Annotated in this window: 18 protein-coding genes and 1 pseudogene; 15 read left to right on the top strand and 4 right to left on the bottom strand. The window is 71.3% G+C overall.

Annotated elements, in window-relative coordinates; translation table 11 throughout:
• Positions 1-85 precede the first annotated feature (85 nt).
• Together ACFRFC_RS34990 and ACFRFC_RS34985 are read right to left on the bottom strand one after the other, a co-directional pair.
• Positions 86-1747 (bottom strand): hypothetical protein, encoded by a 1662-nt coding sequence (locus tag ACFRFC_RS34990; protein WP_382687631.1) that lies wholly within the window; start codon positions 1745-1747, stop codon positions 86-88.
• A gap of 213 nt (positions 1748-1960) precedes the next feature.
• The gene (locus ACFRFC_RS34985) at positions 1961-4156 is read right to left on the bottom strand and encodes an elongation factor G-like protein EF-G2 (RefSeq protein WP_382687629.1); all 2196 of its coding nucleotides are present in this window, start codon (positions 4154-4156) and stop codon (positions 1961-1963) included.
• A gap of 227 nt (positions 4157-4383) precedes the next feature.
• On the opposite strand from ACFRFC_RS34985, the gene pgsA reads away from it, so the two are divergent.
• The 15 genes and pseudogenes from pgsA (at position 4384) to ACFRFC_RS34910 (ending at position 21265) form a co-directional block, all read left to right on the top strand.
• Entirely contained in the window at positions 4384-5184 is an 801-nt protein-coding gene (gene pgsA / locus ACFRFC_RS34980; protein WP_382687947.1) for a phosphatidylinositol phosphate synthase, read from the top strand.
• A complete protein-coding gene (locus ACFRFC_RS34975; protein WP_382687626.1) occupies positions 5181-6098 on the top strand; it encodes a phosphatidylinositol mannoside acyltransferase in 918 nt (305 codons plus the stop codon). Before pgsA ends, ACFRFC_RS34975 begins: the two co-directional genes overlap by 4 nt.
• Positions 6095-7282 carry a glycosyltransferase family 4 protein gene (locus ACFRFC_RS34970; RefSeq protein WP_382687623.1) on the top strand — a complete coding sequence of 396 codons (1188 nt, stop codon included), beginning with the start codon at positions 6095-6097 and terminating at the stop codon, positions 7280-7282. Before ACFRFC_RS34975 ends, ACFRFC_RS34970 begins: the two co-directional genes overlap by 4 nt.
• Positions 7283-7601: 319 nt before the next feature.
• Positions 7602-8144, top strand: a complete 543-nt coding sequence (locus ACFRFC_RS34965) for a hypothetical protein (RefSeq protein ID WP_382687620.1) — start codon at positions 7602-7604, stop codon at positions 8142-8144.
• A gap of 125 nt (positions 8145-8269) precedes the next feature.
• The gene (pdxS, locus tag ACFRFC_RS34960) at positions 8270-9184 is read left to right on the top strand and encodes a pyridoxal 5'-phosphate synthase lyase subunit PdxS (protein WP_382687617.1); all 915 of its coding nucleotides are present in this window, start codon (positions 8270-8272) and stop codon (positions 9182-9184) included.
• Positions 9185-9190: 6 nt separating this feature from the next.
• The gene (gene pdxT / locus ACFRFC_RS34955; RefSeq protein WP_382687614.1) at positions 9191-9832 is read left to right on the top strand and encodes a pyridoxal 5'-phosphate synthase glutaminase subunit PdxT; all 642 of its coding nucleotides are present in this window, start codon (positions 9191-9193) and stop codon (positions 9830-9832) included.
• A 47-nt stretch (positions 9833-9879) separates the two neighbouring features.
• Complete coding sequence (locus ACFRFC_RS34950; RefSeq protein WP_382687612.1) at positions 9880-10632, top strand: YebC/PmpR family DNA-binding transcriptional regulator; 753 nt, start codon at positions 9880-9882, stop codon at positions 10630-10632.
• 164 nt (positions 10633-10796) lie between these two features.
• Positions 10797-11372, top strand: a pseudogene (ruvC, locus tag ACFRFC_RS34945) (crossover junction endodeoxyribonuclease RuvC); the annotation flags it as partial.
• A gap of 444 nt (positions 11373-11816) precedes the next feature.
• Positions 11817-12422 (top strand): Holliday junction branch migration protein RuvA, encoded by a 606-nt coding sequence (gene ruvA, locus ACFRFC_RS34940; RefSeq protein WP_382687610.1) that lies wholly within the window; start codon positions 11817-11819, stop codon positions 12420-12422.
• 541 nt (positions 12423-12963) lie between these two features.
• A complete protein-coding gene (ruvB, locus tag ACFRFC_RS34935; RefSeq protein WP_382687607.1) occupies positions 12964-14058 on the top strand; it encodes a Holliday junction branch migration DNA helicase RuvB in 1095 nt (364 codons plus the stop codon).
• 164 nt (positions 14059-14222) lie between these two features.
• The gene (gene yajC / locus ACFRFC_RS34930; RefSeq protein WP_382687604.1) at positions 14223-14738 is read left to right on the top strand and encodes a preprotein translocase subunit YajC; all 516 of its coding nucleotides are present in this window, start codon (positions 14223-14225) and stop codon (positions 14736-14738) included.
• A gap of 132 nt (positions 14739-14870) precedes the next feature.
• Positions 14871-16724, top strand: coding sequence for a protein translocase subunit SecD (gene secD / locus ACFRFC_RS34925; RefSeq protein WP_382687601.1), 1854 nt, complete (start codon positions 14871-14873; stop codon positions 16722-16724).
• Between the two features lies 1 nt (position 16725).
• Positions 16726-17844, top strand: a complete 1119-nt coding sequence (gene secF, locus ACFRFC_RS34920; RefSeq protein ID WP_382687599.1) for a protein translocase subunit SecF — start codon at positions 16726-16728, stop codon at positions 17842-17844.
• The gene (locus ACFRFC_RS34915) at positions 17841-18380 is read left to right on the top strand and encodes an adenine phosphoribosyltransferase (RefSeq protein ID WP_382687596.1); all 540 of its coding nucleotides are present in this window, start codon (positions 17841-17843) and stop codon (positions 18378-18380) included. Before secF ends, ACFRFC_RS34915 begins: the two co-directional genes overlap by 4 nt.
• Positions 18381-18604: 224 nt before the next feature.
• Complete coding sequence (locus tag ACFRFC_RS34910; RefSeq protein WP_382687593.1) at positions 18605-21265, top strand: RelA/SpoT family protein; 2661 nt, start codon at positions 18605-18607, stop codon at positions 21263-21265.
• A gap of 129 nt (positions 21266-21394) precedes the next feature.
• Here the strand turns inward: ACFRFC_RS34910 and ACFRFC_RS34905 are convergent, their stop codons facing one another.
• Together ACFRFC_RS34905 and ACFRFC_RS34900 are read right to left on the bottom strand one after the other, a co-directional pair.
• On the bottom strand, positions 21395-22624 hold the full coding sequence (locus ACFRFC_RS34905; RefSeq protein ID WP_382687591.1) for a DUF349 domain-containing protein: 1230 nt from the start codon (positions 22622-22624) through the stop codon (positions 21395-21397).
• 142 nt (positions 22625-22766) lie between these two features.
• On the bottom strand, positions 22767-23603 hold the full coding sequence (locus tag ACFRFC_RS34900) for a peptidylprolyl isomerase (protein WP_382687589.1): 837 nt from the start codon (positions 23601-23603) through the stop codon (positions 22767-22769).
• Positions 23604-23654: the final 51 nt, after the last annotated feature.

Genomic DNA, 23654 nt, shown 5'->3' with positions numbered 1-23654 from the left:
GTGGCCCCCGCCAGGCAAGGCCCGTGGCCCGAGCCTGGAGTGGCGGGGTGGCCCGAGCCCGCAATAGTGGCGGCCCGCCGGAGGCTCACGCGTCGTACAGGTCCGCCTTGCGTGGGGAGGGGTCCTGGACCGCGCCGGACAGGAACGACGACCTCGCGCCGAACTTCTCCGTGTCGACGCCGTTCTCCTTCAGGACGCGGATCGCGGCGGCGTGGACGACCCGCAGGACCGGGGTGGCCGCGCGCAGGGCGTCGTCGGCCATGAAGCGGTGGCGCCAGGGCTGGTCGGCCCAGGCGTGCCGCAGGCCGAAGGGCTCGGGCAGGCCGACCGAGCCGCCGAGCCAGTTCAGCAGCGGGGGGTACCAGGTCAGCGGGGCGCGGACGGCGAGGCGGACCACCTCGTTGGTGCTGATCAGGGGGAGCTTGACCGTGCGGTTCTCCCACGGCTTGAACGCCTTCTGGACGGACTTGGTGGGGGCCGAGGACTTGGTGGTGAACAGGGAGTTCACCGGCCCGAGGGCGTGTCCGGTGACCTCGATGCGCAGGGTGGAGTGCAGCACCGTGACCGTGATCATCATGGTGATGACCAGCTGGCCGTCCCACAGGGTCCACTGGACGCCCAGGTAGTGCCGGTTGCCCGCGCCGAACTGCTGCTTGTTGCAGATCTCCTGTATCGCGTGCGGTTTGTACTGGAACGCCTCGATGTCGGTCCCTTCGGGGCGGGACACCGAACCGGCGTTCTCACCGATCGGGCTGACGATCCAGTGGCGTATCGAGGGTTTGGTGAAGCCGCCGGTGTTCAGCGGGCCGCGCTCCAGCATGCGCAGCTGGTCGTGGATCGACCGGACGATGTCCCAGCTGCGGAAGGGGTGGATCTCGCGGTCCGGGTCGGCCGGTGTCAGTTCTTCGGCGAGCTGCCAGGCGCCCCAGCGGGTGCCCATGCCGAGTATGCCCTTGGGCCCGGCGTAGAAGACGGAGTTGGACTGCTGCTCGGCGCTGAGCCTGGCCAGGGACTGGCGCAGCTGCTCGGCGGCGGTCTCGCCGGGGTTGCTGGGGACCGCCTCGGGGACCTTGGCGCCGACGCTGCCGCCGGACAGCAGGCCGTCCCAGCGCTCGCGGAGGTCCTTCGCGGTGCTCTCGCAGACCTGCTTGGCCCAGAACCAGCCGAGGACGGGCAGGATCACCGCCGCGCGCGCGTACCAGGCCCAGAAGCCGGCCAGCGGCATGCGGACCAGGAAGATCAGGGCGACCAGGCCGACGGCCACCAGCAGGGCCGTGGCGAGCGCGGAGGCGCGTTTGTCGTCGCGCTTGTCGATCATCGCGCGGAGCTGGAACACGCCCAGCCACAGCAGCAGTCCGGGCAGGAACAGCACCCCGCAGACCACCATGATCGCCGTGAGCTTGTTGTCGCGGTCGCGGCGGATGCGGTTGGCGGCCAGACAGTGCTCCACGACCACCTGGGGTTCGGTGCCGAAGGACTGGATCAGCGCGCCGCGGCCCTGGCCCAGCATGCGGTCGACGAGGGCACGGGAGAACGCCTCGCCGAGGTTGGGCCGGAAGATCGCGGCCCATTTGCGGCCCTCTTTGACCGTCGACTGATGCCAGTCGTTGTCCGCCTTCTTGATGTCGTCGACCGCGTTGTCCCGGTACGCCATGGAGGCCAGGGCGTAGGTCGGTGCCTGTCCGCCGTCGCCCGTGCGGGGCACCTGCGGTCCGAAGATGTCCGCGTAGCCGCCGTCAACGGTCATTCCCGCCCCCGATCGCCGCAGTGTCGCTCCTGCGGCACTTCCCGACTTCCCTGGCCCGCACACCTGTTGGCCGCTCGTACGTCCTGAACGACCTCCCGCCTGATCACGTGATCAGCGTAACCGCAGGCACCGACATCCGTCGGCGGACGGCCGAAGCCGCCCGCCCGACGAGGTCTCGCCCCGCGGGATTTGTGCCCGCCGGGCAGACAACTCCTAGCCGTCCCCCTCCTGTTCCCGGATCCTTTCGGCGACCTGAGGGGGCATCGGCTCGTGCCGGGCGTACGCCCGCTGGAAACGCGCCGTTCCGTGCGACAGGGAGCGCAGATCGACGGCGTACCGGCCGATCTCGATCTCGGGCACCTCGGCCCGTACCAGGGTGCGGGCGCCGGCGGTCTGCTCGGTGCCCAGCACCCGGCCGCGCCGCCCGGACAGGTCGCTCATCACGGCGCCCACGTAGTCGTCGCCGACCAGCACGGTCACCTCGGCCACCGGCTCCAGCAGATGGATCCGGGTGTCGCCCGCGGCCTCGCGCAGCGCCAGCGCGCCGGCCGTCTGGAAGGCGGCGTCGGAGGAATCCACCGAGTGCGCCTTGCCGTCCCGCAGCGTCACCCGCACGTCGACCAGCGGATATCCGGCCGCGACGCCCTTGGCGGCCTGGGCGCGGACGCCCTTCTCGACGGACGGGATGAACTGGCGGGGCACCGCGCCGCCGACCACCTTGTCGACGAACTCGACGCCGGAGCCGTTCGGCAGCGGCTCGACCTCGATCTCGCAGATGGCGTACTGCCCGTGCCCGCCGGACTGCTTGACGTGCCGCCCGCGCCCGGCCGACCGGTCGGCGAAGGTCTCGCGCAGCGACACCTTGTGCGGGACGACGTCGACCTGGACGCCGTAGCGGGTGCGCAGCCGTTCCAGGGCGACGTCGGCGTGGGCCTCGCCCAGGCACCACAGGACGACCTGGTGGGTGTTCTGGTTCTGCTCCAGGCGCATGGTCGGGTCCTCGGCGACCAGCCGGGACAGCCCCTGGGAGAGTTTGTCCTCGTCCGCCTTGCTGTGCGCCCGGATCGCCATCGGCAGCAGCGGGTCCGGCATCTCCCAGGGCCGCATCAGCAGCGGGTCGTCCTTGGCGGAGAGGGTGTCGCCGGTCTCCGCGCGGCTGAGTTTCGCGACCGCCGCCAGGTCGCCGGCGATGCAGTGCGACAGCACCCGCTGCTGTTTGCCGAAGGGCGCGGACAGCGCGCCGACCCGCTCGTCCACGTCGTGGTCCTCATGGCCGCGGTCGGCCAGGCCGTGCCCGGAGACATGCACGGTGTCGTCGGGGCGCAGGGTGCCGGAGAAGACCCGTACCAGGGAGACCCGGCCGACGTACGGGTCGGAGGACGTCTTGACCACCTCGGCGACCAGCGGGCCGCCCGGGTCGCACCGCTTCAGCTCGCGCGGCTCGCCGCCGACCGTGGTGACGTGGGGCGCCTCGCGCTCCAGGGGCGTCGGGAACCCGCGGGTGATCAGCTCCAGCAGTTCCACCGTGCCAAGCCCCTGGCGGGCCCCCGGGGCGGCGGGGGCGGCGGCCAGCACCGGGAAGAAGATCCCGCGCGCCACGGCCCGCTCCAGGTCGTCGATCAGTGTCTTCACGTCGATGGGCTCCCCGCCGACGTACCGGTCCATCAGGGACTCGTCCTCGCTCTCGGCGATGATGCCCTCGATCAGCCGGTTCCTGGCCTCCTCGATCAGCGGCAGCCGGCCGGCGTCCGGCGGGGACTCCGCGCGCGTGCCGGACGCGTAGTCGGACAGCGTCTGTGACAGCAGCCCGATCAGCCCGGTGACCGGCGCGTGTCCGTCGGGACCGGCCGGGCCGCGCAGCGGCAGGTACAGGGGCAGTACGGCGTCCGGGTCGTCGCCGCCGAACGCCTGTGCGCAGATCCGGGTCATCTCCTCGAAGCCGGCCCGTGCCGCCTCCAGGTGGGTCACCACGATCGCGCGCGGCATGCCGACGGCCGCGCACTCCTCCCACACCATGCGGGTCGCGCCGTCCACGCCGTCCGACGCCGAGACCACGAAAAGGGCCGCGTCCGCGGCGCGCAGACCGGCCCTGAGTTCCCCGACGAAGTCGGCGTATCCGGGGGTGTCCAGCACATTGACCTTGATGCCGCTCCATTCCAGCGGCACCAGGGAGAGCTGTACCGAGCGCTGCTGGCGGTGCTCGATCTCGTCGTAGTCCGAGACGGTGCCGCCGTCCTCCACGCGGCCCGCCCGGTTCACCGCTCCCGCCGTCAGCGCGAGAGCCTCCACCAGCGTCGTCTTGCCCGATCCCGAGGGGCCGACCAGCACCACATTCCGTACGGATGCGGGGTGGTCGGCCGCCATAGCCCTGCCGGCGGCCCCGGGGTGTGCGTTCGCCTTGTCGCCCATGTCCTTGCCTCCCGTGCACGGTGAGGTCATCCGGGGCGCGGGCGCGGCGGGCCGCGTGCGGTGGCGGCTCCGGTGACGCCCGCGGTCCTTCGAGCTTTCCACTCCCGTCATGGTGCGTCCATACAGGCGACACGAACCCGCCTTCCGGTGGGGGTCGCGTGCGGGGAGCGGGCCGCCGTGACCCCTCGACGGTGCCCGGCAGTCGTACAAGCGCCCGCGTGGCTACGATGGGCCAGCCGGTGGCCAGCAGGGGCCGCGCGGCGACAGCAACCCTCGGGAAGGCCATGCTGAACAAGTACGCGCGTGCATTCTTCACGCGTGTCCTCACTCCGTTCGCCGCGTTTTTGATCCGGCGGGGCGTGAGCCCGGACACGGTGACGCTGATCGGCACCGCCGGAGTGGTCGCGGGCGCGCTGGTCTTCTACCCCCGGGGCGAGTTCTTCTGGGGCACGGTCGTGATCACGCTGTTCGTGTTCTCCGACCTGGTCGACGGCAACATGGCCCGCCAGCTCGGCCGCACCAGCCGCTGGGGCGCGTTCCTGGACTCGACCCTGGACCGGGTGGCCGACAGCGCCATCTTCGGCGGCTTCGCTCTCTGGTACGCCGGTCAGGGCGACAACGATGTGCTGTGCGCGGTGTCCATCTTCTGCCTGGCCAGCGGCCAGGTGGTGTCGTACACCAAGGCGCGCGGGGAGTCGATCGGGCTGCCGGTCGCCGTCAACGGGCTCGTGGAGCGGGCCGAGCGGCTGGTGATCTCCCTGGTCGCGGCCGGGCTCGCGGGCTTCGACACGTTCGGCGTCCCCGGTATCCATGTCCTGCTGCCGATCGCGCTGTGGCTGGTCGCCGCGGGCAGCGTCGTCACGCTGATCCAGCGGGTCGTCACGGTCCGGCGTGAATCGGCCGAGGCGGAGGCGGCGGGCCCGCAGGACAATGGGGGTAATGGACGTAATGGGGGCAAGAGGGGCACCGGGGGAGGGGACGGTGGCGCCCCGGCGAACGCGTCCCACGGGAACGAGGCGGCGAAATGAGCGCACGGGAGCGGTTGACCGACGCTCTGTACGGCGCCGGCTGGGCCACCGTGAAGAAGCTGCCCGAGCCCCTCGCCGTGCGCCTGGGCACCTCGGTCGCCGACCTGGCGTGGAAGCGGCGCGGCAAGGGCGTGCTGCGGCTGGAGAGCAACTACGCGCGCGTGGTGCCCGACGCGAGCCCCGCGCGGCTCAGGGAGCTGTCCCGCGCGGGCATGCGCTCGTACCTGCGCTACTGGATGGAGTCGTTCCGGCTGCCCGCGTGGAGCGCCGAACGCGTCAGGACCGGTTTCGAGGTCAAGGACATCCATCACGTCACCGACGGCCTCGCGACCGGGAAGGGCGTCGTCCTGGCGCTGCCGCACCTGGCGAACTGGGACCTGGCGGGCGCCTGGGTCACCACCGAGCTGAAGATCCCCTTCACCACGGTGGCGGAACGGCTCAAACCGGAGACGCTGTACGACCGCTTCGTCGCCTACCGCGAGGGCCTGGGCATGGAGGTCCTGCCGCACAGCGGCGGCACCGCCTTCGGCACGCTGGCCCGCAGGCTGCGCGAGGGCGGCCTGGTCTGTCTGGTCGCCGACCGTGATCTGTCCGCGTCCGGCGTGGAGGTCTCCTTCTTCGGCGAGACCGCGCGGATGCCGGCGGGGCCCGCCCTGCTGGCCCAGCAGACGGGATGCCTGCTGCTGCCGGTGACCCTGTGGTACGACGACACGCCGGTCATGAAAGGCCGGGTGCATCCCCCGGTCGAGGTACCCGAGTCAGGTGATCGCAGCCGGAAGACGTCTGTCATGACACAGGCGCTGGCCGATGCCTTCGCCGCGGGGATCGCCGACCATCCGGAGGACTGGCACATGCTGCAGAGGTTGTGGGTCGAGGACCTCGAACCCAGGGCGCCGGACGAGGAGCACACGTGAGGATCGGCATCGTCTGCCCCTACTCGTGGGACGTGCCCGGTGGCGTCCAGTTCCACATCCGCGACCTGGCCGACTACTTCGTCCGCGAGGGCCACGAGGTGTCCGTCCTGGCACCGGCCGACGACGACACGCCGCTGCCGCCCTACGTCGTCTCCGCGGGCCGCGCGGTGCCGGTGCCCTACAACGGCTCGGTGGCCCGGCTGAACTTCGGCTTCCTGTCCGCCGCGCGGGTGCGGCGCTGGCTGCACGACGGGGCCTTCGACGTCGTGCACATCCATGAGCCGACGGCGCCCTCGCTGGGCCTGCTCACCTGCTGGGCGGCGCAGGGCCCCATCGTGGCGACCTTCCACACGTCCAACCCGCGCTCGCGCGCGATGATCGCCGCGTACTCGATCCTCCAGGCGGCCCTGGAGAAGATCAGCGCGCGGATCGCGGTCAGCGAGTACGCCCGGCGCACGCTGGTGGAACACCTGGGCGGCGACGCGGTGGTCATCCCCAACGGCGTGGACGTCGATTTCTTCGCCCGCGCGGAGCCCGAGCCGAAGTGGCAGGGCGACACGATCGGCTTCATCGGCCGCATCGACGAACCCCGCAAGGGCCTGCCCGTGCTGATGCGGGCCATGCCCCGCATCCTCGCCGAGCGCCCCCGGACCCGGCTGCTGGTGGCCGGGCGCGGCGACGAGGAGCACGCCGTCGCGGAACTCCCGGAGGAACTGCGCGCCCGGGTCGAGTTCCTCGGCATGATCAGCGACACGGAGAAGGCCCGCCTCCTGCGCAGCGTCGACCTGTACGTGGCACCCAACACCGGCGGCGAGAGCTTCGGCATCATCCTCGTCGAGGCGATGTCAGCGGGCGCCCCCGTCCTCGCCGCCGACCTCGACGCCTTCGCCCAGGTCCTCGACGGCGGCGCCGCCGGCGAACTCTTCGCCAACGAGGACGCGGACGCGCTGGCCAAGACGGCGGTACGCCTGCTGGCGGACCCGCAGCGCCGGGCGGAACTCCGCGCACGGGGCAGCGCCCACGTCCGGCGCTTCGACTGGTCGACGGTCGGCGCGGACATCCTGTCGGTGTACGAGACGGTGACAGCGGGCGCGGCAGCCGTGGCGGCGGATGAGCGGGCGCATGGCGGGGACAGCGGGGATGGTGGGGGGCTGCGGGCGCGGTTGGGGTTGGCGCGGGACTGAGCGATTTTCGAGGTCGGGGTGTTTGGCGCGGGTCGGGGATTGTCGGCCGGTGTGGTGTTTGGGGTCGAAGTGGGTCGGGGTGTTTGACGTCGGCCGCGGATACTCAGCGGGTCTGGTGTTGGGGCGAAGTGGGTCAGGGCGTTCGACGCAGGCCGGGAATCCTCAGCCCGTCCGGCGTTTGAGGACGAGGCCCGTTCAGGGCCGAAGCGGGGGCCTGGGGGCGGCAGCCCCCAGACCGACGGCAACGGCAACCCGCGCCCACCCATCGACGCGGCCGAACCGGACAACACCCCCCGCGGAGCGCCTAGGCTGATCGCCCGTGACCGCAACCCTGATCTGGATCCTCGCCGCCCTCGTGGCGATCGGCCTCTATCTGAGCTGGACGGCCGGCCGCCTGGACCGCCTCCACGCGCGGATCGACGCGACCCGGGCCGCACTGGACGCCCAACTGCTGCGCCGGGCCTCCGTGGCCCAGGAACTGGCCACGTCCGGCGTCATGGACCCGGCGGCGTCGATCGTCCTCTACGAGGCAGCGCACGCGGCCCGGCAGGCCGAGGAGGAGCAGCGGGAGGTCGCCGAGAGCGAGCTGTCCCAGGCGCTGCGGGCCGTCTTCGCGGACCCCCACCAGGTCGAGGGCGTCCGCCGGGCACCCGGCGGAGAGGCGACGGCGCACGAGCTGACGGAGGCGGTACGGCGGGTCCCCATGGCCCGGCGCTTCCACAACGACGCGGTCGGCGCGGCCCGCCGGCTGCGCGAGCACCGTAAGGTCCGCTGGTTCCGCCTCGCGGGCCACGCGCCCTTCCCGATGGCCTTCGAGATGGACGACGAGCCACCGGCGGCCCTGGTGGACCGGGCCGCCTGAGCGGAGGCGCCCGCCGCGCCCCTGCAAAAACGATCCACCCCCTCCTCATTGGCCCTTGCAGTGGCCTGGTCGGCTCGCGTTTCCTCAGTGCTGCACCAACCCCCTTTCACCCAGTGAGGTCACCCGTGTCCACCACGCTTCCCGACTCCGCCCAGACTCCCGAGACCGGCACCGCGCGCGTGAAGCGCGGTATGGCCGAGCAGCTCAAGGGCGGCGTGATCATGGACGTCGTCACGCCGGAGCAGGCGAAGATCGCCGAGGACGCGGGCGCCGTCGCCGTCATGGCCCTGGAGCGCGTCCCGGCCGACATCCGCAAGGACGGCGGGGTGGCCCGTATGTCCGACCCGGACATGATCGAGGGCATCATCGGTGCCGTGTCGATCCCGGTCATGGCGAAGTCCCGGATCGGCCACTTCGTGGAGGCCCAGGTCCTCCAGGCGCTCGGCGTCGACTACATCGACGAGTCCGAGGTCCTCACCCCGGCCGACGAGGTCAACCACTCCGACAAGTTCGCGTTCACCACCCCCTTCGTCTGCGGCGCCACCAACCTCGGCGAGGCCCTGCGCCGGATCGCCGAGGGCGCGGCCATGATCCGCTCCAAGGGCGAGGCAGGCACCGGCAACGTCGTCGAGGCCGTGCGCCACCTGCGTCAGATCAAGAACGAGATCGCCCGCCTGCGCGGCTACGACAACAACGAGCTGTACGCCGCCGCCAAGGAGCTGCGCGCACCCTACGAGCTGGTCAAGGAGGTCGCCGGGCTGGGCAAGCTCCCCGTGGTGCTGTTCTCCGCCGGCGGCGTGGCCACCCCCGCCGACGCCGCGCTGATGCGCCAGCTCGGTGCCGAGGGCGTCTTCGTCGGCTCCGGCATCTTCAAGTCCGGCGACCCCGCCAAGCGCGCCGCCGCCATCGTGAAGGCGACCACCTTCTACGACGACCCGAAGATCATCGCGGACGCGTCCCGCAACCTCGGCGAGGCCATGGTCGGCATCAACTGCGACACCCTCCCCGAGACCGAGCGCTACGCCAATCGCGGCTGGTAACGACCGATGAGCAGTCCGGTCAGTCCCGTCAATCCTGTTGATGCCGCCGGTCCTGTCATAGGCGTCCTGGCGCTCCAGGGCGATGTGCGGGAGCATCTGAGCGCCCTGGCCGCGACCGGCGCCGTGGCCAGGGCGGTGCGGCGGCCCGGGGAACTCGCCGAGGTCGACGGCCTGATCGTGCCCGGCGGTGAGTCCACCACCATCTCCAAGCTGGCCGTCCTGTTCGGCCTCATGGAGGCGCTCCGCGCGCGCGTGCGGGGCGGTATGCCGGTGTACGGCACCTGTGCGGGCCTGATCATGCTCGCCGACAAGATCCTCGACCCGCGGTCGGGCCAGGAGACCATCGGCGGCATCGACATGATCGTGCGGCGCAACGCCTTCGGCCGCCAGAACGAGTCCTTCGAGGCCGCGGTCGAGGTCGACGGCGTCGCGGGCGGCCCCGTGGAGGGCGTCTTCATCCGCGCCCCCTGGGTGGAGTCCGTCGGCGCGGCGGTCGAGGTGCTCGCCGAGTACGGCGGTCACATCGTGGCCGTCCGGCAGGGCGACACACTCGCCACGTCTTTCCATCCGGAACTGACCGGCGACCACCGTATGCATGCGCTCTTTGTCGACATGGTGCGCGAAAAGCGGGCCGCGGAGTCCTTGTAGGATCTCAGGCGTCCTACAGAGACTGGTTACGCGAAGGAGACAGGCAGATGTCCGGCCACTCTAAATGGGCCACGACGAAGCACAAGAAGGCCGTGATCGATGCCAAGCGCGGCAAGCTCTTCGCGAAGCTGATCAAGAACATCGAGGTCGCGGCGCGGATGGGCGGCGTTGACCTCGAAGGCAATCCGACGCTGTACGACGCCGTCCAGAAGGCCAAGAAGCAGTCGGTTCCGAACAAGAACATCGACTCCGCGATCAAGCGTGGTGGCGGACTCGAAGCCGGTGGCGCCGAGTACGAGACGATCATGTACGAGGGTTACGGCCCCAACGGGGTCGCGGTGCTCATCGAGTGCCTCACCGACAACCGCAACCGCGCCGCCTCCGAGGTGCGCGTCGCCATGACCCGCAACGGCGGTTCCATGGCCGACCCTGGGTCGGTGTCGTACCTGTTCCACCGCAAGGGCGTGATCCTCGTCCCCAAGGGCGAGCTGTCCGAGGACGACGTCCTCACCGCCGTCCTGGACGCGGGAGCCGAGGAAGTCAACGACCTCGGCGAGTCGTTCGAGGTCATCAGCGAGGCCACCGACCTGGTCGCGGCCCGCACCGCGCTCCAGGAAGCCGGCATCGACTACGACTCGGCCGAGGCCAACTTCGTCCCGACCATGCAGGTCGAGCTGGACGAGGACGGCGCCAAGAAGATCTTCAAGCTGATCGACGCGCTGGAGGACAGCGACGACGTGCAGAACGTCTTCGCCAACTTCGACGTCAGCGACGAGGTCATGGAGAAGGTCGACGCGTGACACGCGCTTAGCCGGCGGGCCGGGACCGGCGCGAGGCTCAACGGGCCGACGGGGCAACCCCGTCGGCCCGTCGCTTTGCCGGGCGTCGCGCGCGGACGTTGTCAGTGGCAGCGGATAGCCTGCGCAAACAGGTGAGCGAGAGGGCGAGGGAGAGGGAGGGGCCGGTGCGGGTACTCGGGGTGGACCCCGGACTGACGCGCTGCGGGGTCGGTGTCGTGGAGGGCGTCGCGGGCCGGCCGCTGACCATGGTCGACGTCGGCGTGGTCCGCACACCGGCGGACGCCGACCTCGGGCACCGGCTGGTCGCCATCGAACAGGGCATCGAGGAATGGCTGGATCGCCACCGCCCCGAGTATGTGGCGGTGGAGCGCGTCTTCAGCCAGCACAACGTCCGTACGGTGATGGGCACCGCCCAGGCCAGTGCCGTCGCCATGCTCTGCGCCGCCCGCCGCGGCATCCCCGTCGCGCTGCACACCCCCAGCGAGGTCAAGGCCGCCGTCACCGGCTCGGGCCGCGCCGACAAGGCCCAGGTCGGCGCGATGGTCACCCGCCTCCTGCGCCTCGCCGCCCCACCCAAACCGGCCGACGCGGCGGATGCGCTGGCGCTGGCCATCTGCCACATCTGGCGGGCCCCGGCGCAGAATCGCCTCCAGGAGGCGGTGGCCCGGCACGCGGGACGCCCAACGGGGGCGGGCGGGGGTGCGGGCGCGGCGGTGCCTGGGGGGTGGGCCGGGCGTTCGGCTGGTGCTGGTGCTGGTGCTGGTGCTGGTGCTGGTGCTGGTGCTGGGGCGCGCGCGGGGGCGGCGGTGCCCGGGCGGCAGGCCGGGCGTTCGTCGGGGGCGGGGGTGACGGGGGCGCGGGGGGAGCGCTCGTCGGAGGCGGAGACGGGGACACTGCCCGCACACCCGCCCGCCGACGTGCCTACGGCGTCGCCGGGAGCGCCGCCCAGACCCGCGCCCGCCGACACCCCAGGCACCACACCCACGCGCCTTCCGCCGGCCACCCCCTCCTCGCCGCCACCCCTGCCCCCGCCCCCGTGACCCCCGCGCGGGCGCCCGCCTCCTCCACGACGCCCGCCCCCCTCACGACACGCACCCCCACCCCCGCCGACCTCCTCCGCATCGCCGCCGAACCCCCGACCCCCGAACCCCCGCCGATCCCCCCGTACCGAAAGGCCGAACGGCATGATCGCCTTCGTCAGTGGCCCCGTCGCCGCGCTCGCTCCTGATGCCGCCGTGGTGGAGGTCGGCGGGGTGGGCATGACGGTGCAGTGCACGCCGAACACGCTGTCCACGCTCCGTCTCGGCCGGGCCGCCAAGCTGTACACGTCCCTCGTGGTGCGGGAGGACTCGCTGACCCTGTACGGCTTCGTGGACGACGACGAGCGGCAGGTCTTCGCCCTGCTCCAGACGGCCAGCGGGGTCGGCCCCCGGCTCGCCCAGGCGATGCTCGCCGTGCACAGCCCCGACGCGCTGCGCCGGGCCGTGACCACCGCCGACGAGAAGGCGCTGACCGCCGTCCCCGGCATCGGCAAGAAGGGGGCGCAGAAGTTGCTTCTGGAGCTGAAGGACCGGCTGGGCGAGCCCCTCGGCGCCCCCGTGGTCGGCGCCCCGGTCACCACCGGCTGGCGCGACCAGCTGCACGCCGCCCTGATCGGCCTCGGCTATGCCACCCGTGAGGCCGACGAGGCGGTGGCCGCCGTGACCCCGCAGGCCGAGGCCGCAGGGGGGACACCCCAGGTCGGACACCTCCTCAAGGCGGCCCTCCAGACCCTGAACAGAGCGCGATGATCCCCTGGGCGGATTCCCGGGCCGATCGCCGGACGGATCCCGGCGGATCCCGGGCGCATTTCCGGGCCGGTCCCCGGCGGATGCGGGGCGGATGCCCGGATTCCCCGGATCCCTGGGGGGGGGCTTCCCACCCGACCCGCCTGCGGAAGCCGCCGCCCCGTCGGTACCCGTCCGGGAGGAGGAGCCGCCGAATCTCCGCCTCCCCACCCATGAGCCGTCCCCTGAGCCACCCAGAACCCACCCCATGAGCCACCCCTTGAGCCACCCAGAACCCACCCCATGACTCACCCATCCAGCTAGGACCCACCGCATGACCCACCCCATGAGTCACCGCGGACCCACCCCAGGAACCCACCCGCGAGCCACTCCGGACACCTGAGGAGGCACCACCGCACCACCCCCGCACCACCCCCGCTCCCCCCTCGCGCGGACGCCACCTTCCCCCGAACGTGACGTCCGCCCCACCGCCGAAGGCCCCGGCGTCCGACCCGCCCCCCCAGCCGCGCCCCGCGCCCCGCACGCCACCGCAAGGAGAACTTCAGTGAACTGGGACGACCCGACCGACGGCCCCGCCGCCGAGCCCCCCGCCGGTGCCGCCGCGGAGCGGCTCGTGGGCCCGGTCGCCGACCGTGAGGACCAGGCCGTCGAGGCCGCGCTGCGCCCCAAGGATCTGGACGAGTTCATCGGCCAGGAGAAGGTCCGTGAGCAGCTCGACCTGGTGCTGCGGGCCGCACGCGCGCGGGGCGCGACGGCCGATCACGTCCTGCTCTCCGGGGCGCCGGGCCTCGGCAAGACCACCCTCTCGATGATCATCGCGGCCGAGATGGGCGCCCCCATCCGCATCACCTCCGGCCCCGCCATCCAGCACGCGGGCGACCTGGCCGCGATCCTGTCCTCCCTCCAGGAGGGCGAGGTCCTCTTCCTCGACGAGATCCACCGCATGTCCCGGCCCGCCGAGGAGATGCTCTACATGGCGATGGAGGACTTCCGCGTCGACGTGATCGTCGGCAAGGGCCCCGGCGCCACCGCCATCCCGCTGGAGCTGCCCCCGTTCACCCTGGTCGGCGCCACCACCCGGGCCGGTCTGCTGCCGCCCCCGCTGCGCGACCGCTTCGGCTTCACCGCGCACATGGAGTTCTACGAGCCCGTCGAGCTGGAGCGGGTCATCCACCGCTCGGCCCACCTCCTGGACGTCGGGATCGAGCCCGAGGGCGCCGCCGAGATCGCCGGACGCTCCCGCGGCACCCCCCGGATCGCCAACCGCCTGCTGCGCCGCGTCCGGGACTACGCGCAGGTCAAGGCCGACGGATTCATCACCAGAGAGATCGCCGGGGCCGCCCTCAAGGTGTACGAGGTGGACGCGCGCGGCCTGGACCGGCTGGACCGGGCGGTGCTGGAGGCCCTGCTCAAGCTGTTCGCGGGCGGTCCGGTCGGGCTCTCGACGCTCGCCGTCGCCGTGGGGGAGGAGCGCGAGACCGTCGAGGAGGTCGCCGAGCCGTTCCTGGTCCGCGAGGGTCTGCTGGCCCGTACGCCCCGCGGCCGGGTCGCCACCCCGGCGGCCTGGGCACATCTCGGCCTCACCCCGCCCGGCACCGGGCCTGCGGGAAACGGACAACAGGACCTGTTCGGGACGTGACGGCGAGCGCACTGGCCCGCACAGGAACCCCGGTGCCATGCTGAGCGTTGTTCCCTGCGCGCGGACTCGCTTAGACTCCGCCGATGCCGCCCTTGTCGACGGCTGACAATCCCCCAACGATCAGGCCGCTCCCCACCGCGGTCGTGCGAAGGAAGTTCCGACCCGTGAGTCTCGTGACCCTCCTCCCGTTCATCGTGCTCATCGGGGCCATGTTCCTGATGACCCGGTCGGCCAAGAAGAAGCAGCAGCAGGCGGCCGACATGCGGAACCAGATGCAGCCCGGTTCCGGCGTCCGCACCATCGGGGGCATGTACGCGACGGTCAAGGAAGTCAGCGAGGACACGGTCCTCCTCGACGCCGGCCCGGGCGTCGACCTGCTCTTCGCCAAGAACTCGATCGGTGCCGTCCTGTCCGACGACGAGTACAACCGCATCGTCCACGGCATCGAGCACGACCTGAAGTCCGACCTCGTCCCGGACGACGCCTCGGCGCTCACCAAGACGGATGAGCCGGGCGAGACCGACAAGACCGAAGAAACCCCCTCCGACGCCGCCTCCTCCGACGACAAGCCGGTCGACCTCGGCAAGAAGGACTCCGAAGAGCCCTCCGACGACGCCCCCGCCGGGGCCGAGCCGGACGAAGAGCCGAAGAAGACCGACGGCGACTCCGACGCGAAGTAGTCGTGCCCCGGGGCGTGCGGGCCCGGCCCTCACACCCCGGAGTGCGCCCAGCTCGCAGGGGATCCCGACACCATGTCATGGCCGCCCGCCCGCCGACCCGGAGCGCGGCGGCCCGAGAGGGAGTACGAGAAGGTGGCAGCACCTAAGAAGGGCCGGAGCGCGAGCGCCCAGAGCAAGCCGGGGCGCTCGCTGGTCCTGATCCTGATCGCCATCGTGGCGCTCACAGGAGGCATGTTCGCCTCCGGACACACCACTCCGCGTCTCGGTATCGACCTCGCCGGCGGCACCAGCATCACGCTCACGGCGGTCAACGAACCCGGCCAGCCCAACGCGATCAACAAGACGAACATGGACACCGCGGTCGGCATCATGGAGAACCGTGTCAACGGTCTCGGTGTCTCCGAGGCCGAGGTCCAGACCCAGGGCTCCGACAACATCATCGTCAACATCCCCAAGGGCACCGACTCCGAGCAGGCCCGGGAACAGGTCGGCACCACGGCCAAGCTGTACTTCCGCCCGGTCCTCCAGCGCGAGGCGGCCATCGACCCGGCGGCGACCCCCAGCCCGAGCGCGAGCGACAGCAGCAGCGCCTCGCCCTCGCCGAGCACCTCCGCCTCCGGCGGCGACGAGTCGGCCAGCCCCTCGGCCACCCCCTCGTCCTCGGACAGCGCGTCGGCCACCCCCTCGTCCTCGGCCACCTCGCAGGGCCGCCCGGTCACCGACGCCCTCAAGGCCGACGAGACGCCGTCCGCCAGCGCCTCCCCGTCGGCGTCGGCGAGCGACTCCGCCAGCCCCTCCCCGTCGGCGTCGGCGAGCGACTCCGCCAGCCCCTCCCCGTCGGCGAGCGACGACGCCGCCACGGATGACGCCGCCGCCGATGACGCCGCCCTCCAGGCCGAGTACGCCGCGCTGAACTGCGCCGACGCCGACCAGCGCGCCGAGGCGGGCAAGGGCGCCCTGCCCACCGACTCCACCGTCACCTGCGGCCAGGACGACGGCGTGTGGAGCAAGTTCCTGCTCGGCCCGGTCGCCGTCGACGGCACCGACATCGACAGCGCCGAGGCGCTCTTCGACACGCAGAGCGCGGCCGGCTGGAAAGTGACGATGGACTTCAACTCCGACGGAGCCACGAAGTTCGCCGACATCACCGGCCAGCTCGCCACCCAGACCTCGCCGATGAACGAGTTCGCGATCGTCCTGGACGACGAGGTCGTCTCCCACCCGTACGTGAGCACGACGATCACCGGCGGCAACGCCGAGATCTCCGGAAACTTCACCCAGGAACAGGCCGAGAGCCTGTCCAACATGCTCTCCTACGGTGCGCTCCCGCTCACCTTCAAGGAGTCCAGCGTCACCACCGTGACCGCCGCGCTCGGCAGCGAGCAGCTGCACGCCGGTCTGATCGCGGGCGCCATCGGCCTCGGCCTGGTCGTGCTCTACCTGGTCGCCTACTACCGCGGCCTCTCCCTGATCGCGCTCGCCTCGCTGCTGATCTCCGCCGCCCTGACGTACGTGATCATGTCGCTGCTCGGTCCGGCCATCGGCTTCGCGCTGAACCTGCCCGCCGTCTGCGGCGCCATCGTCGCCATCGGCATCACGGCGGACTCGTTCATCGTGTACTTCGAACGGGTCAGGGACGAGATCAGAGAGGGCCGCTCCCTGCGTCCCGCCGTGGAGCGGGGCTGGCCGCGCGCCCGGCGCACCATCCTGGTCTCCGACTTCGTGTCGTTCCTGGCCGCCGCGGTGCTCTTCGCCGTCACCGTCGGCAAGGTCCAGGGCTTCGCGTTCACACTCGGCCTGACCACCGTGCTCGACGTCGTCGTGGTGTTCTTCTTCACCAAGCCGCTGCTGACCCTGCTGGCCCGCCGCAAGTTCTTCGCGAACGGCCACAAGTGGTCCGGCCTGGACCCGAAGCGTCTGGGTGCCCAACCCCCGCTGCGCCGCAGCCGCCGTCCCGTCGCCCCCGTCGACCCGAAGGAGGCGTGAGATGTCGAAGCTCGGCAACCTCGGCGCCCGGCTCCACCGCGGCGAGGTCGGATACGACTTCGTCAAGAACCGCAAGCTCTGGTACGGCATCTCGATCCTGATCACCATCACGGCGATCGTCGGCCTGGCCGTGCGCGGCCTGAACATGGGCATCGAGTTCCAGGGCGGCGCCGTCTTCACCACCCCGAAGACCTCCGTCTCCGTCGCCCAGGCCGAGGCCTACGCCGAGGAGTCCGCCGGTCACCAGGCGGTCGTCCAGGAGCTGGGCTCCGGCGGGATGCGCATCCAGATCTCCGGCGTGGACACCGCGAAGTCCGACCAGATCAAGCAGGACCTCGCGCAGAATCTGAAGGTCGACGCGGACGCCATCAACGCCGATCTGGTCGGCCCCAGCTGGGGTGAGCAGATCGCCAACAAGGCATGGCAGGGACTGGGGATCTTCCTGGTCCTGGTGGTGATCTATCTGGCGATCGCCTTCGAGTGGCGCATGGCGGTCGCCGCGTTCATCGCGCTGATCCACGACATCACCATCACCGTCGGCATCTACGCCCTGGTGGGCTTCGAGGTCACCCCGGGCACGGTGATCGGTCTGCTCACGATCCTCGGCTATTCGCTGTACGACACGGTGGTGGTCTTCGACTCCCTCAAGGAACAGACGAAGGACATCACCAAACAGAGCCGCTGGACCTACAGCGAGATCGCCAACCTCTCGATCAACGGCACCCTGGTCCGCTCGATCAACACCACGGTGGTCGCGCTGCTGCCGGTGGCGGGCCTGCTGTTCATCGGCGGCGGTGTGCTCGGCGCCGGCACGCTCAACGACATCTCGCTGTCGCTGTTCGTCGGCCTCGCGGCCGGCGCGTACTCCTCGATCTTCATCGCCACACCGCTGGTCGCCGATCTCAAGGAGCGCGAGCCGCAGATCAAGGCGCTGCGCAAGCGGATCCTGGCCAAGCGGGCGCAGGGCACCGAGGAGAGCGAGCCCACCGCGCCCCGGCCCAGCGCCGAGGAGACGTACGACGACCTCCCGGAGGACGTGGCCGCCGCCGTCGTAGGACCGCGCAACCAGCCCGTGTCCCGGACCCGGGGCCGTGGCCGGCCCTCGGGCAAGCGCCGATGACGGACATCAGGGAGCTGCTGCTCAGCCGTATCCGGGACGTGGCCGACTATCCGGAGCCGGGTGTGGTGTTCAAGGACATCACCCCGCTCCTGGCGGACCCCGCCGCGTTCGGCGCGCTCACCGACGCCCTCGCCGATGTCGCCGTGCGCCAGGGCGCCACCAAGGTGGTCGGCCTGGAGGCCCGCGGGTTCATCCTGGGCGCGCCGGTCGCGGTCCGCGCGGGCGTCGGCTTCATCCCGGTCCGCAAGGCGGGCAAGCTCCCCGGCGCCACCCTGCGCCAGGCGTACGACCTGGAGTACGGGTCGGCGGAGATCGAACTGCACGCCGAGGACCTCAGCGCGGGCGATCGGGTGCTGGTCGTCGACGACGTGCTGGCCACGGGCGGCACGGCGGAGGCGTCCCTGAAGCTGATCCGCCGCGCGGGCGCCGAGGTCGCGGGCGTCGCGATCCTCATGGAGCTGTCCTTCCTCGACGGCCGCAGCCGGCTGGAGCCCTCCCTCCAGGGGGCTCCGCTGGAGACGCTGCTCACCGTCTGAGCGGACGCGAGCCGCCCCCGAGGCAGTGTCACGGGCGTCCCGGGCTTCGGCCCGGGGCGCCCGTTTCCCTTGGGGGCGCCCGGCAGGGAATCAAACCTCCCCTCACCGGTGTTTTCGGCCAAAGGTCCGCAGATCGTCCTGAAGGCGATGTCGAAGCCCAGGATCGCTACCATGGGGTCTCCGGAACCTGCCCGGGGGACCCGGATCGCGCACGAGGAGCCCTCTTGCCAGACGAGGCCCAGCACCTGACCGCCGCCAAGCCCGAGCCCGCCTCGGAGCCCGCGGCCCAGCCCGCGCCCCACGCGAAGAACGCGCCCCACGCGAAGAGCGTGCAGAACGAGGCGCACGGGCCGGTCGAGCACGCCCAGTCGGCGCCCGTCGAGCCCCCCGCCGAAGCCCCGCGCCCCAAGCCGGCCCCGCCCGAGGGCACACCCGCGATCCGCCCCGCCGCGACCCCCGCCCCCGTATCCCCTGCCCCTGACCCCGCCCCCGCGTCCCCGGCCCCAGCGTCCCCGGCCCCCGTGCCTCCCGCCCCCGTGCCCCCCGCCCCCGTGGCCCCCACGCCCCAGCAGCCCGCCCGCTCCGGCTCCTCCAACCGTGTCCGGGCCCGGCTCGCCCGCCTCGGCGTGCAGCGCTCCAACCCGTACAACCCGGTCCTGGAGCCGCTGCTGCGGATAGTGCGCAGCAACGATCCGAAGATCGAGACCGCCACGCTCCGCCAGATCGAGAAGGCGTACCAGGTCGCCGAGCGCTGGCACCGCGGCCAGAAACGCAAGAGCGGCGACCCCTACATCACCCACCCCCTCGCCGTCACCACCATCCTCGCCGAGCTGGGGATGGATCCGGCCACCCTGATGGCGGGTCTGCTGCACGACACCGTCGAGGACACCGAGTACGGCCTCGACCAGCTCCGCCGCGACTTCGGCGACCAGGTCGCGCTGCTCGTCGACGGCGTCACCAAGCTGGACAAGGTCAAGTTCGGCGAGGCGGCACAGGCCGAGACCGTGCGCAAGATGGTCGTCGCCATGGCCAAGGACCCGCGCGTCCTGGTCATCAAGCTGGCCGACCGCCTGCACAACATGCGCACCATGCGCTACCTCAAGCGCGAGAAGCAGGAGAAGAAGGCGCGCGAGACCCTGGAGATCTACGCGCCGCTCGCCCATCGCCTGGGCATGAACACCATCAAGTGGGAGCTGGAGGATCTCGCGTTCGCGATCCTCTACCCCAAGATGTACGACGAAATCGTCCGGCTGGTGGCCGAGCGGGCACCGAAGCGTGACGAGTATCTGGCCATAGTGACCGACGAGGTCCAGCAGGATCTGCGCGCGGCCCGTATCAAGGCCACCGTCACCGGCCGCCCCAAGCACTACTACAGCGTCTACCAGAAGATGATCGTCCGGGGCAGGGACTTCGCGGAGATCTACGACCTGGTGGGCATCCGGGTCCTGGTGGACACCGTCCGCGACTGTTACGCGGCCCTGGGCACCGTCCACGCGCGCTGGAACCCCGTTCCCGGGCGCTTCAAGGACTACATCGCGATGCCCAAGTTCAATATGTACCAGTCGCTGCACACCACGGTCATCGGCCCCAACGGCAAGCCCGTCGAACTCCAGATCCGCACCTTCGACATGCACCGCCGCGCCGAGTACGGCATCGCCGCGCACTGGAAGTACAAGCAGGAGGCCGTCGCCGGCGCCTCCAAGGTGCGCACCGACGTGCCCAGGTCCGGCAAGGGCAAGGACGACCACCTCAACGACATGGCGTGGCTGCGCCAGCTCCTGGACTGGCAGAAGGAGACCGAGGACCCGGGCGAGTTCCTGGAGTCCCTGCGCTTCGACCTGTCCCGCAACGAGGTCTTCGTCTTCACCCCGAAGGGCGACGTCATAGCGCTGCCCGCGGGCTCCACCCCGGTCGACTTCGCGTACGCCGTCCACACCGAGGTCGGCCACCGCACCATAGGAGCACGGGTCAACGGCAGACTCGTACCGCTGGAATCGACCCTGGACAACGGCGATCTGGTGGAGGTCTTCACCTCCAAGGCGTCCGGCGCGGGCCCCTCCCGCGACTGGCTCGGATTCGTGAAGTCACCGCGCGCCCGCAACAAGATCCGGGCCTGGTTCTCCAAGGAGCGCCGGGACGAGGCGATCGAGCAGGGCAAGGACGCCCTCGTGCGCGCGATGCGCAAGCAGAACCTGCCGATCCAGCGCATCCTCACCGGCGACTCCCTGGTCACCCTCGCCCACGAGATGCGCTACCCGGACATCTCCGCCCTGTACGCGGCGATCGGCGAGGGCCATGTCTCCGCGCCGAACGTCGTGCAGAAACTGGTGCAGGCCTTCGGCGGCGAGGAGGCGGCCACCGAGGAGATCGACGAGAGCGTCCCGCCCGCCCGGGGCCGCAGCCGCAAGCGCCGCTCCAACGCCGACCCCGGCGTCGTCGTCAAGGGCGTCGAGGACGTCTGGGTCAAGCTGGCCCGCTGCTGCACCCCGGTACCCGGCGACCCGATCATCGGGTTCGTCACCCGCGGCAGCGGCGTATCGGTGCACCGCAGCGACTGCGTCAACGTGGACTCACTGTCCCGGGAACCCGAGCGGATCCTGGAGGTCGAGTGGGCGCCCACCCAGTCCTCGGTCTTCCTGGTCGCCATCCAGGTCGAGGCGCTGGACCGCTCCCGGCTGCTCTCCGACGTCACCCGGGTGCTGTCCGACCAGCACGTCAACATCCTCTCGGCGGCCGTCCAGACCTCCCGCGACCGGGTCGCCACCTCCCGCTTCACCTTCGAGATGGGCGACCCCAAGCACCTGGGCCATGTCCTGAAGGCGGTCAGGGGCGTGGAGGGCGTCTACGACGTGTACCGCGTGACATCGGCGCGCAGCCGCTCGTAACCCTGGCAGCGGACCCGGACCCGTGAGCCAGGCGGCACACACGGACCCGTAACCCCGGCAGCGCATGCGAAAGGGGCTCCCCCGAGGGGGAGCCCCTTTCGCATGCGAACCGCTACCGCACCGGCGGTCTCAGCCGCCGAACTCCTGGAGACCCTTCAGCGCCTGGTCCAGCAGGGCCTGGCGGCCGTCCAGCTCCTTCTGGAGCTTGTCGGCCCGTGCGTTGTTGCCCTGCGTACGCGCCTGCTCGATCTGCTGACCGAGCTTGTCGACGGCCGCCTGGAGCTGGCCCGTCAGCCCCTCGGCACGCGCGCGTGCCTCCGGGTTGGTGCGGCGCCAGTCGGCCTCCTCGGCGTCCTGGATCGCCCGCTCCACCGCGTGCATCCGGCCCTCGACCTTCGGCCGGGCGTCGCGCGGCACATGACCGATGGCCTCCCACCGCTCATTGACCGTGCGGAACGCGGCCCGCGCGGTCTTCAGATCGGTGACCGGGAGGATCTTCTCGGCCTCCTCGGCCAGCTCCTCCTTGAGCTTGAGGTTCTCCGACTGCTCCGCGTCCCGCTCGGCGAACACCGAGCTGCGGGCGGCGAAGAAGACGTCCTGCGCGCCGCGGAAGCGGTTCCACAGGTCGTCCTCGTGCTCGCGCTGGGCGCGGCCCGCCGCCTTCCACTCCGCCATCAGCTCGCGGTAGCGCGCGGCCGTGGGACCCCAGTCGGTGGAGCCCGACAGCGCCTCGGCCTCGGCGACCAGCCGCTCCTTGGTCTTGCGGGCGTCCTCGCGCTGCGCGTCGAGCTGCGCGAAGTGCGCCTTGCGCCGCTTGGAGAACGCCGAGCGGGCGTGCGAGAAGCGGTGCCACAGCTCGTCATCCGACTTGCGGTCGAGCCGGGGGAGGGCCTTCCAGGTGTCCACCAGCGCGCGCAGGCGCTCACCGGCCGAGCGCCACTGGTCCGACTGGGCCAGCTGCTCGGCCTCGGTGACCAGGGACTCCTTGGACTGACGGGCCTCGTCGGCCTGCCGGGCGCGCTGCGCCTTGCGCTGCTCGCGACGGGCCTCCACCAGCTCCACGAGCTTGTCCAGCCGGGCCCGCAGCGCGGCCAGATCGCCCACCGCGTGATGCGCGTCCACCTGCTCGCGCAGATGGTCGACGGCGGCCTGGGCGTCCTTCGCGGACAGATCGGTGGTCTTCACCCGCTTTTCGAGGAGGCCGATCTCGACCACCAGGCCCTCGTACTTGCGCTCGAAGTAGGCCAGCGCCTCATCGGGGGAGCCGGCCTGCCAGGAACCGACGACCTGCTCACCGTCGGCCGTACGCACGTACACGGTCCCCGTCTCGTCGACGCGGCCCCACGGGTCGCTGCTCACAGCGCCTCCTCCACATGATGCCGCGACGGGCTTCCGCGCCCCCGGCATCGTCCACAGTTTCGTCACGGCCAACATAGGCGACCGGCGGGTTGCCTGTCCGCATCCAGCACGACCGAAATTTGCCGGCCGGCCGCCCCGGTCGTCAGGACTTCGTGACCGTCGCCTTGTTGATCACCACGGTCGCGTTGGGGGCCCCGTCACCTGCGCCGGTGTTCTCCCCGGCACCCGCGATCTTCTCCAGCACGGCCATCCCGGACTCGGAGACCGTACCGAAGGGGGTGTAGTCCGGGGGCAGCGGACTGTCCTGGAAGACGAGGAAGAACTGGCTGCCGCCGCTGTCCCGTCCCTCGCCCGTCGTCGCGTCGTACTGGTTCGCCATCGCGACCGTGCCCGTCGGGTACACATCGCCTTCGAGGCTGGTGTCGTCGAGGTTCTCGTCCGGGATGGTGTAGCCCGGTCCGCCGGTGCCGTCGCCCAACGGGTCGCCGCACTGGAGGACGTAGATACCGCTGGTGGTGAGGCGGTGGCAGTTCGTGTGGTCGAAGTAGCCCTCGCCCGCGAGGAACGCGAACGAGTTCACCGTCTGCGGCGCCGCCGCCGTCTTCAGGTCGATGTCTATGTCACCGCACGTCGTCGCCAGCGTCATCGTGTACGTCGCCGACTCGTCGATGGACATCGCGGGCTCCTTCTCCCACGTCTTCGTCGCGACCTCGCCGGCCGCCGGCTCCTCGCAGGGATCCGGGGGCGGGGTGGTCGGCGCCGCGCTCGGGGTCGTCTCCGAGGACGCGTTCGCGCTGTCGTCGCTCTTGAACGCGTCCGTCGTGTACAGCGCGAGGCTGCCGATCAGGACGACGCCGATCACCGACGCGATCACGGCATTGCGTGTCCGTGCCTTGCGGCGCGCGTCGGTACGACGCGTCTGCTGCCGCAAGAACTTCTCCCGGGCGAGCTGACGCCGCCGCTGCTCCTGGCTGACCACCGGGTTTACTCCTCATGCGTCTCGTACGACGGCCACGGTTCGTGTGCGTCC

The organism is Streptomyces sp. NPDC056734, from assembly GCF_042790455.1.
Lineage (GTDB): Bacteria > Actinomycetota > Actinomycetes > Streptomycetales > Streptomycetaceae > Streptomyces.
Note: the sequence above shows the minus strand (reverse complement) of the source record. Positions and strands in the feature narration are given on the sequence as shown.

What these genes read in the sequence shown, in the direction of transcription:
- ACFRFC_RS34950 (WP_382687612.1), top strand. Translation starts at nt 9,880, where the DNA reads ATGTCCGGCCACTCTAAATGGGCCACGACGAAGCACAAGAAGGCCGTG.
- pgsA (WP_382687947.1), top strand. Translation starts at nt 4,384, where the DNA reads ATGGGCCAGCCGGTGGCCAGCAGGGGCCGCGCGGCGACAGCAACCCTC.
- ACFRFC_RS34990 (WP_382687631.1), bottom strand. Translation starts at nt 1,747, where the DNA reads ATGACCGTTGACGGCGGCTACGCGGACATCTTCGGACCGCAGGTGCCC.
- pdxT (WP_382687614.1), top strand. Translation starts at nt 9,191, where the DNA reads ATGAGCAGTCCGGTCAGTCCCGTCAATCCTGTTGATGCCGCCGGTCCT.
- ACFRFC_RS34915 (WP_382687596.1), top strand. Translation starts at nt 17,841, where the DNA reads ATGACGGACATCAGGGAGCTGCTGCTCAGCCGTATCCGGGACGTGGCC.
- secF (WP_382687599.1), top strand. Translation starts at nt 16,726, where the DNA reads ATGTCGAAGCTCGGCAACCTCGGCGCCCGGCTCCACCGCGGCGAGGTC.
- ACFRFC_RS34975 (WP_382687626.1), top strand. Translation starts at nt 5,181, where the DNA reads ATGAGCGCACGGGAGCGGTTGACCGACGCTCTGTACGGCGCCGGCTGG.
- ACFRFC_RS34985 (WP_382687629.1), bottom strand. Translation starts at nt 4,156, where the DNA reads ATGGGCGACAAGGCGAACGCACACCCCGGGGCCGCCGGCAGGGCTATG.
- ruvA (WP_382687610.1), top strand. Translation starts at nt 11,817, where the DNA reads ATGATCGCCTTCGTCAGTGGCCCCGTCGCCGCGCTCGCTCCTGATGCC.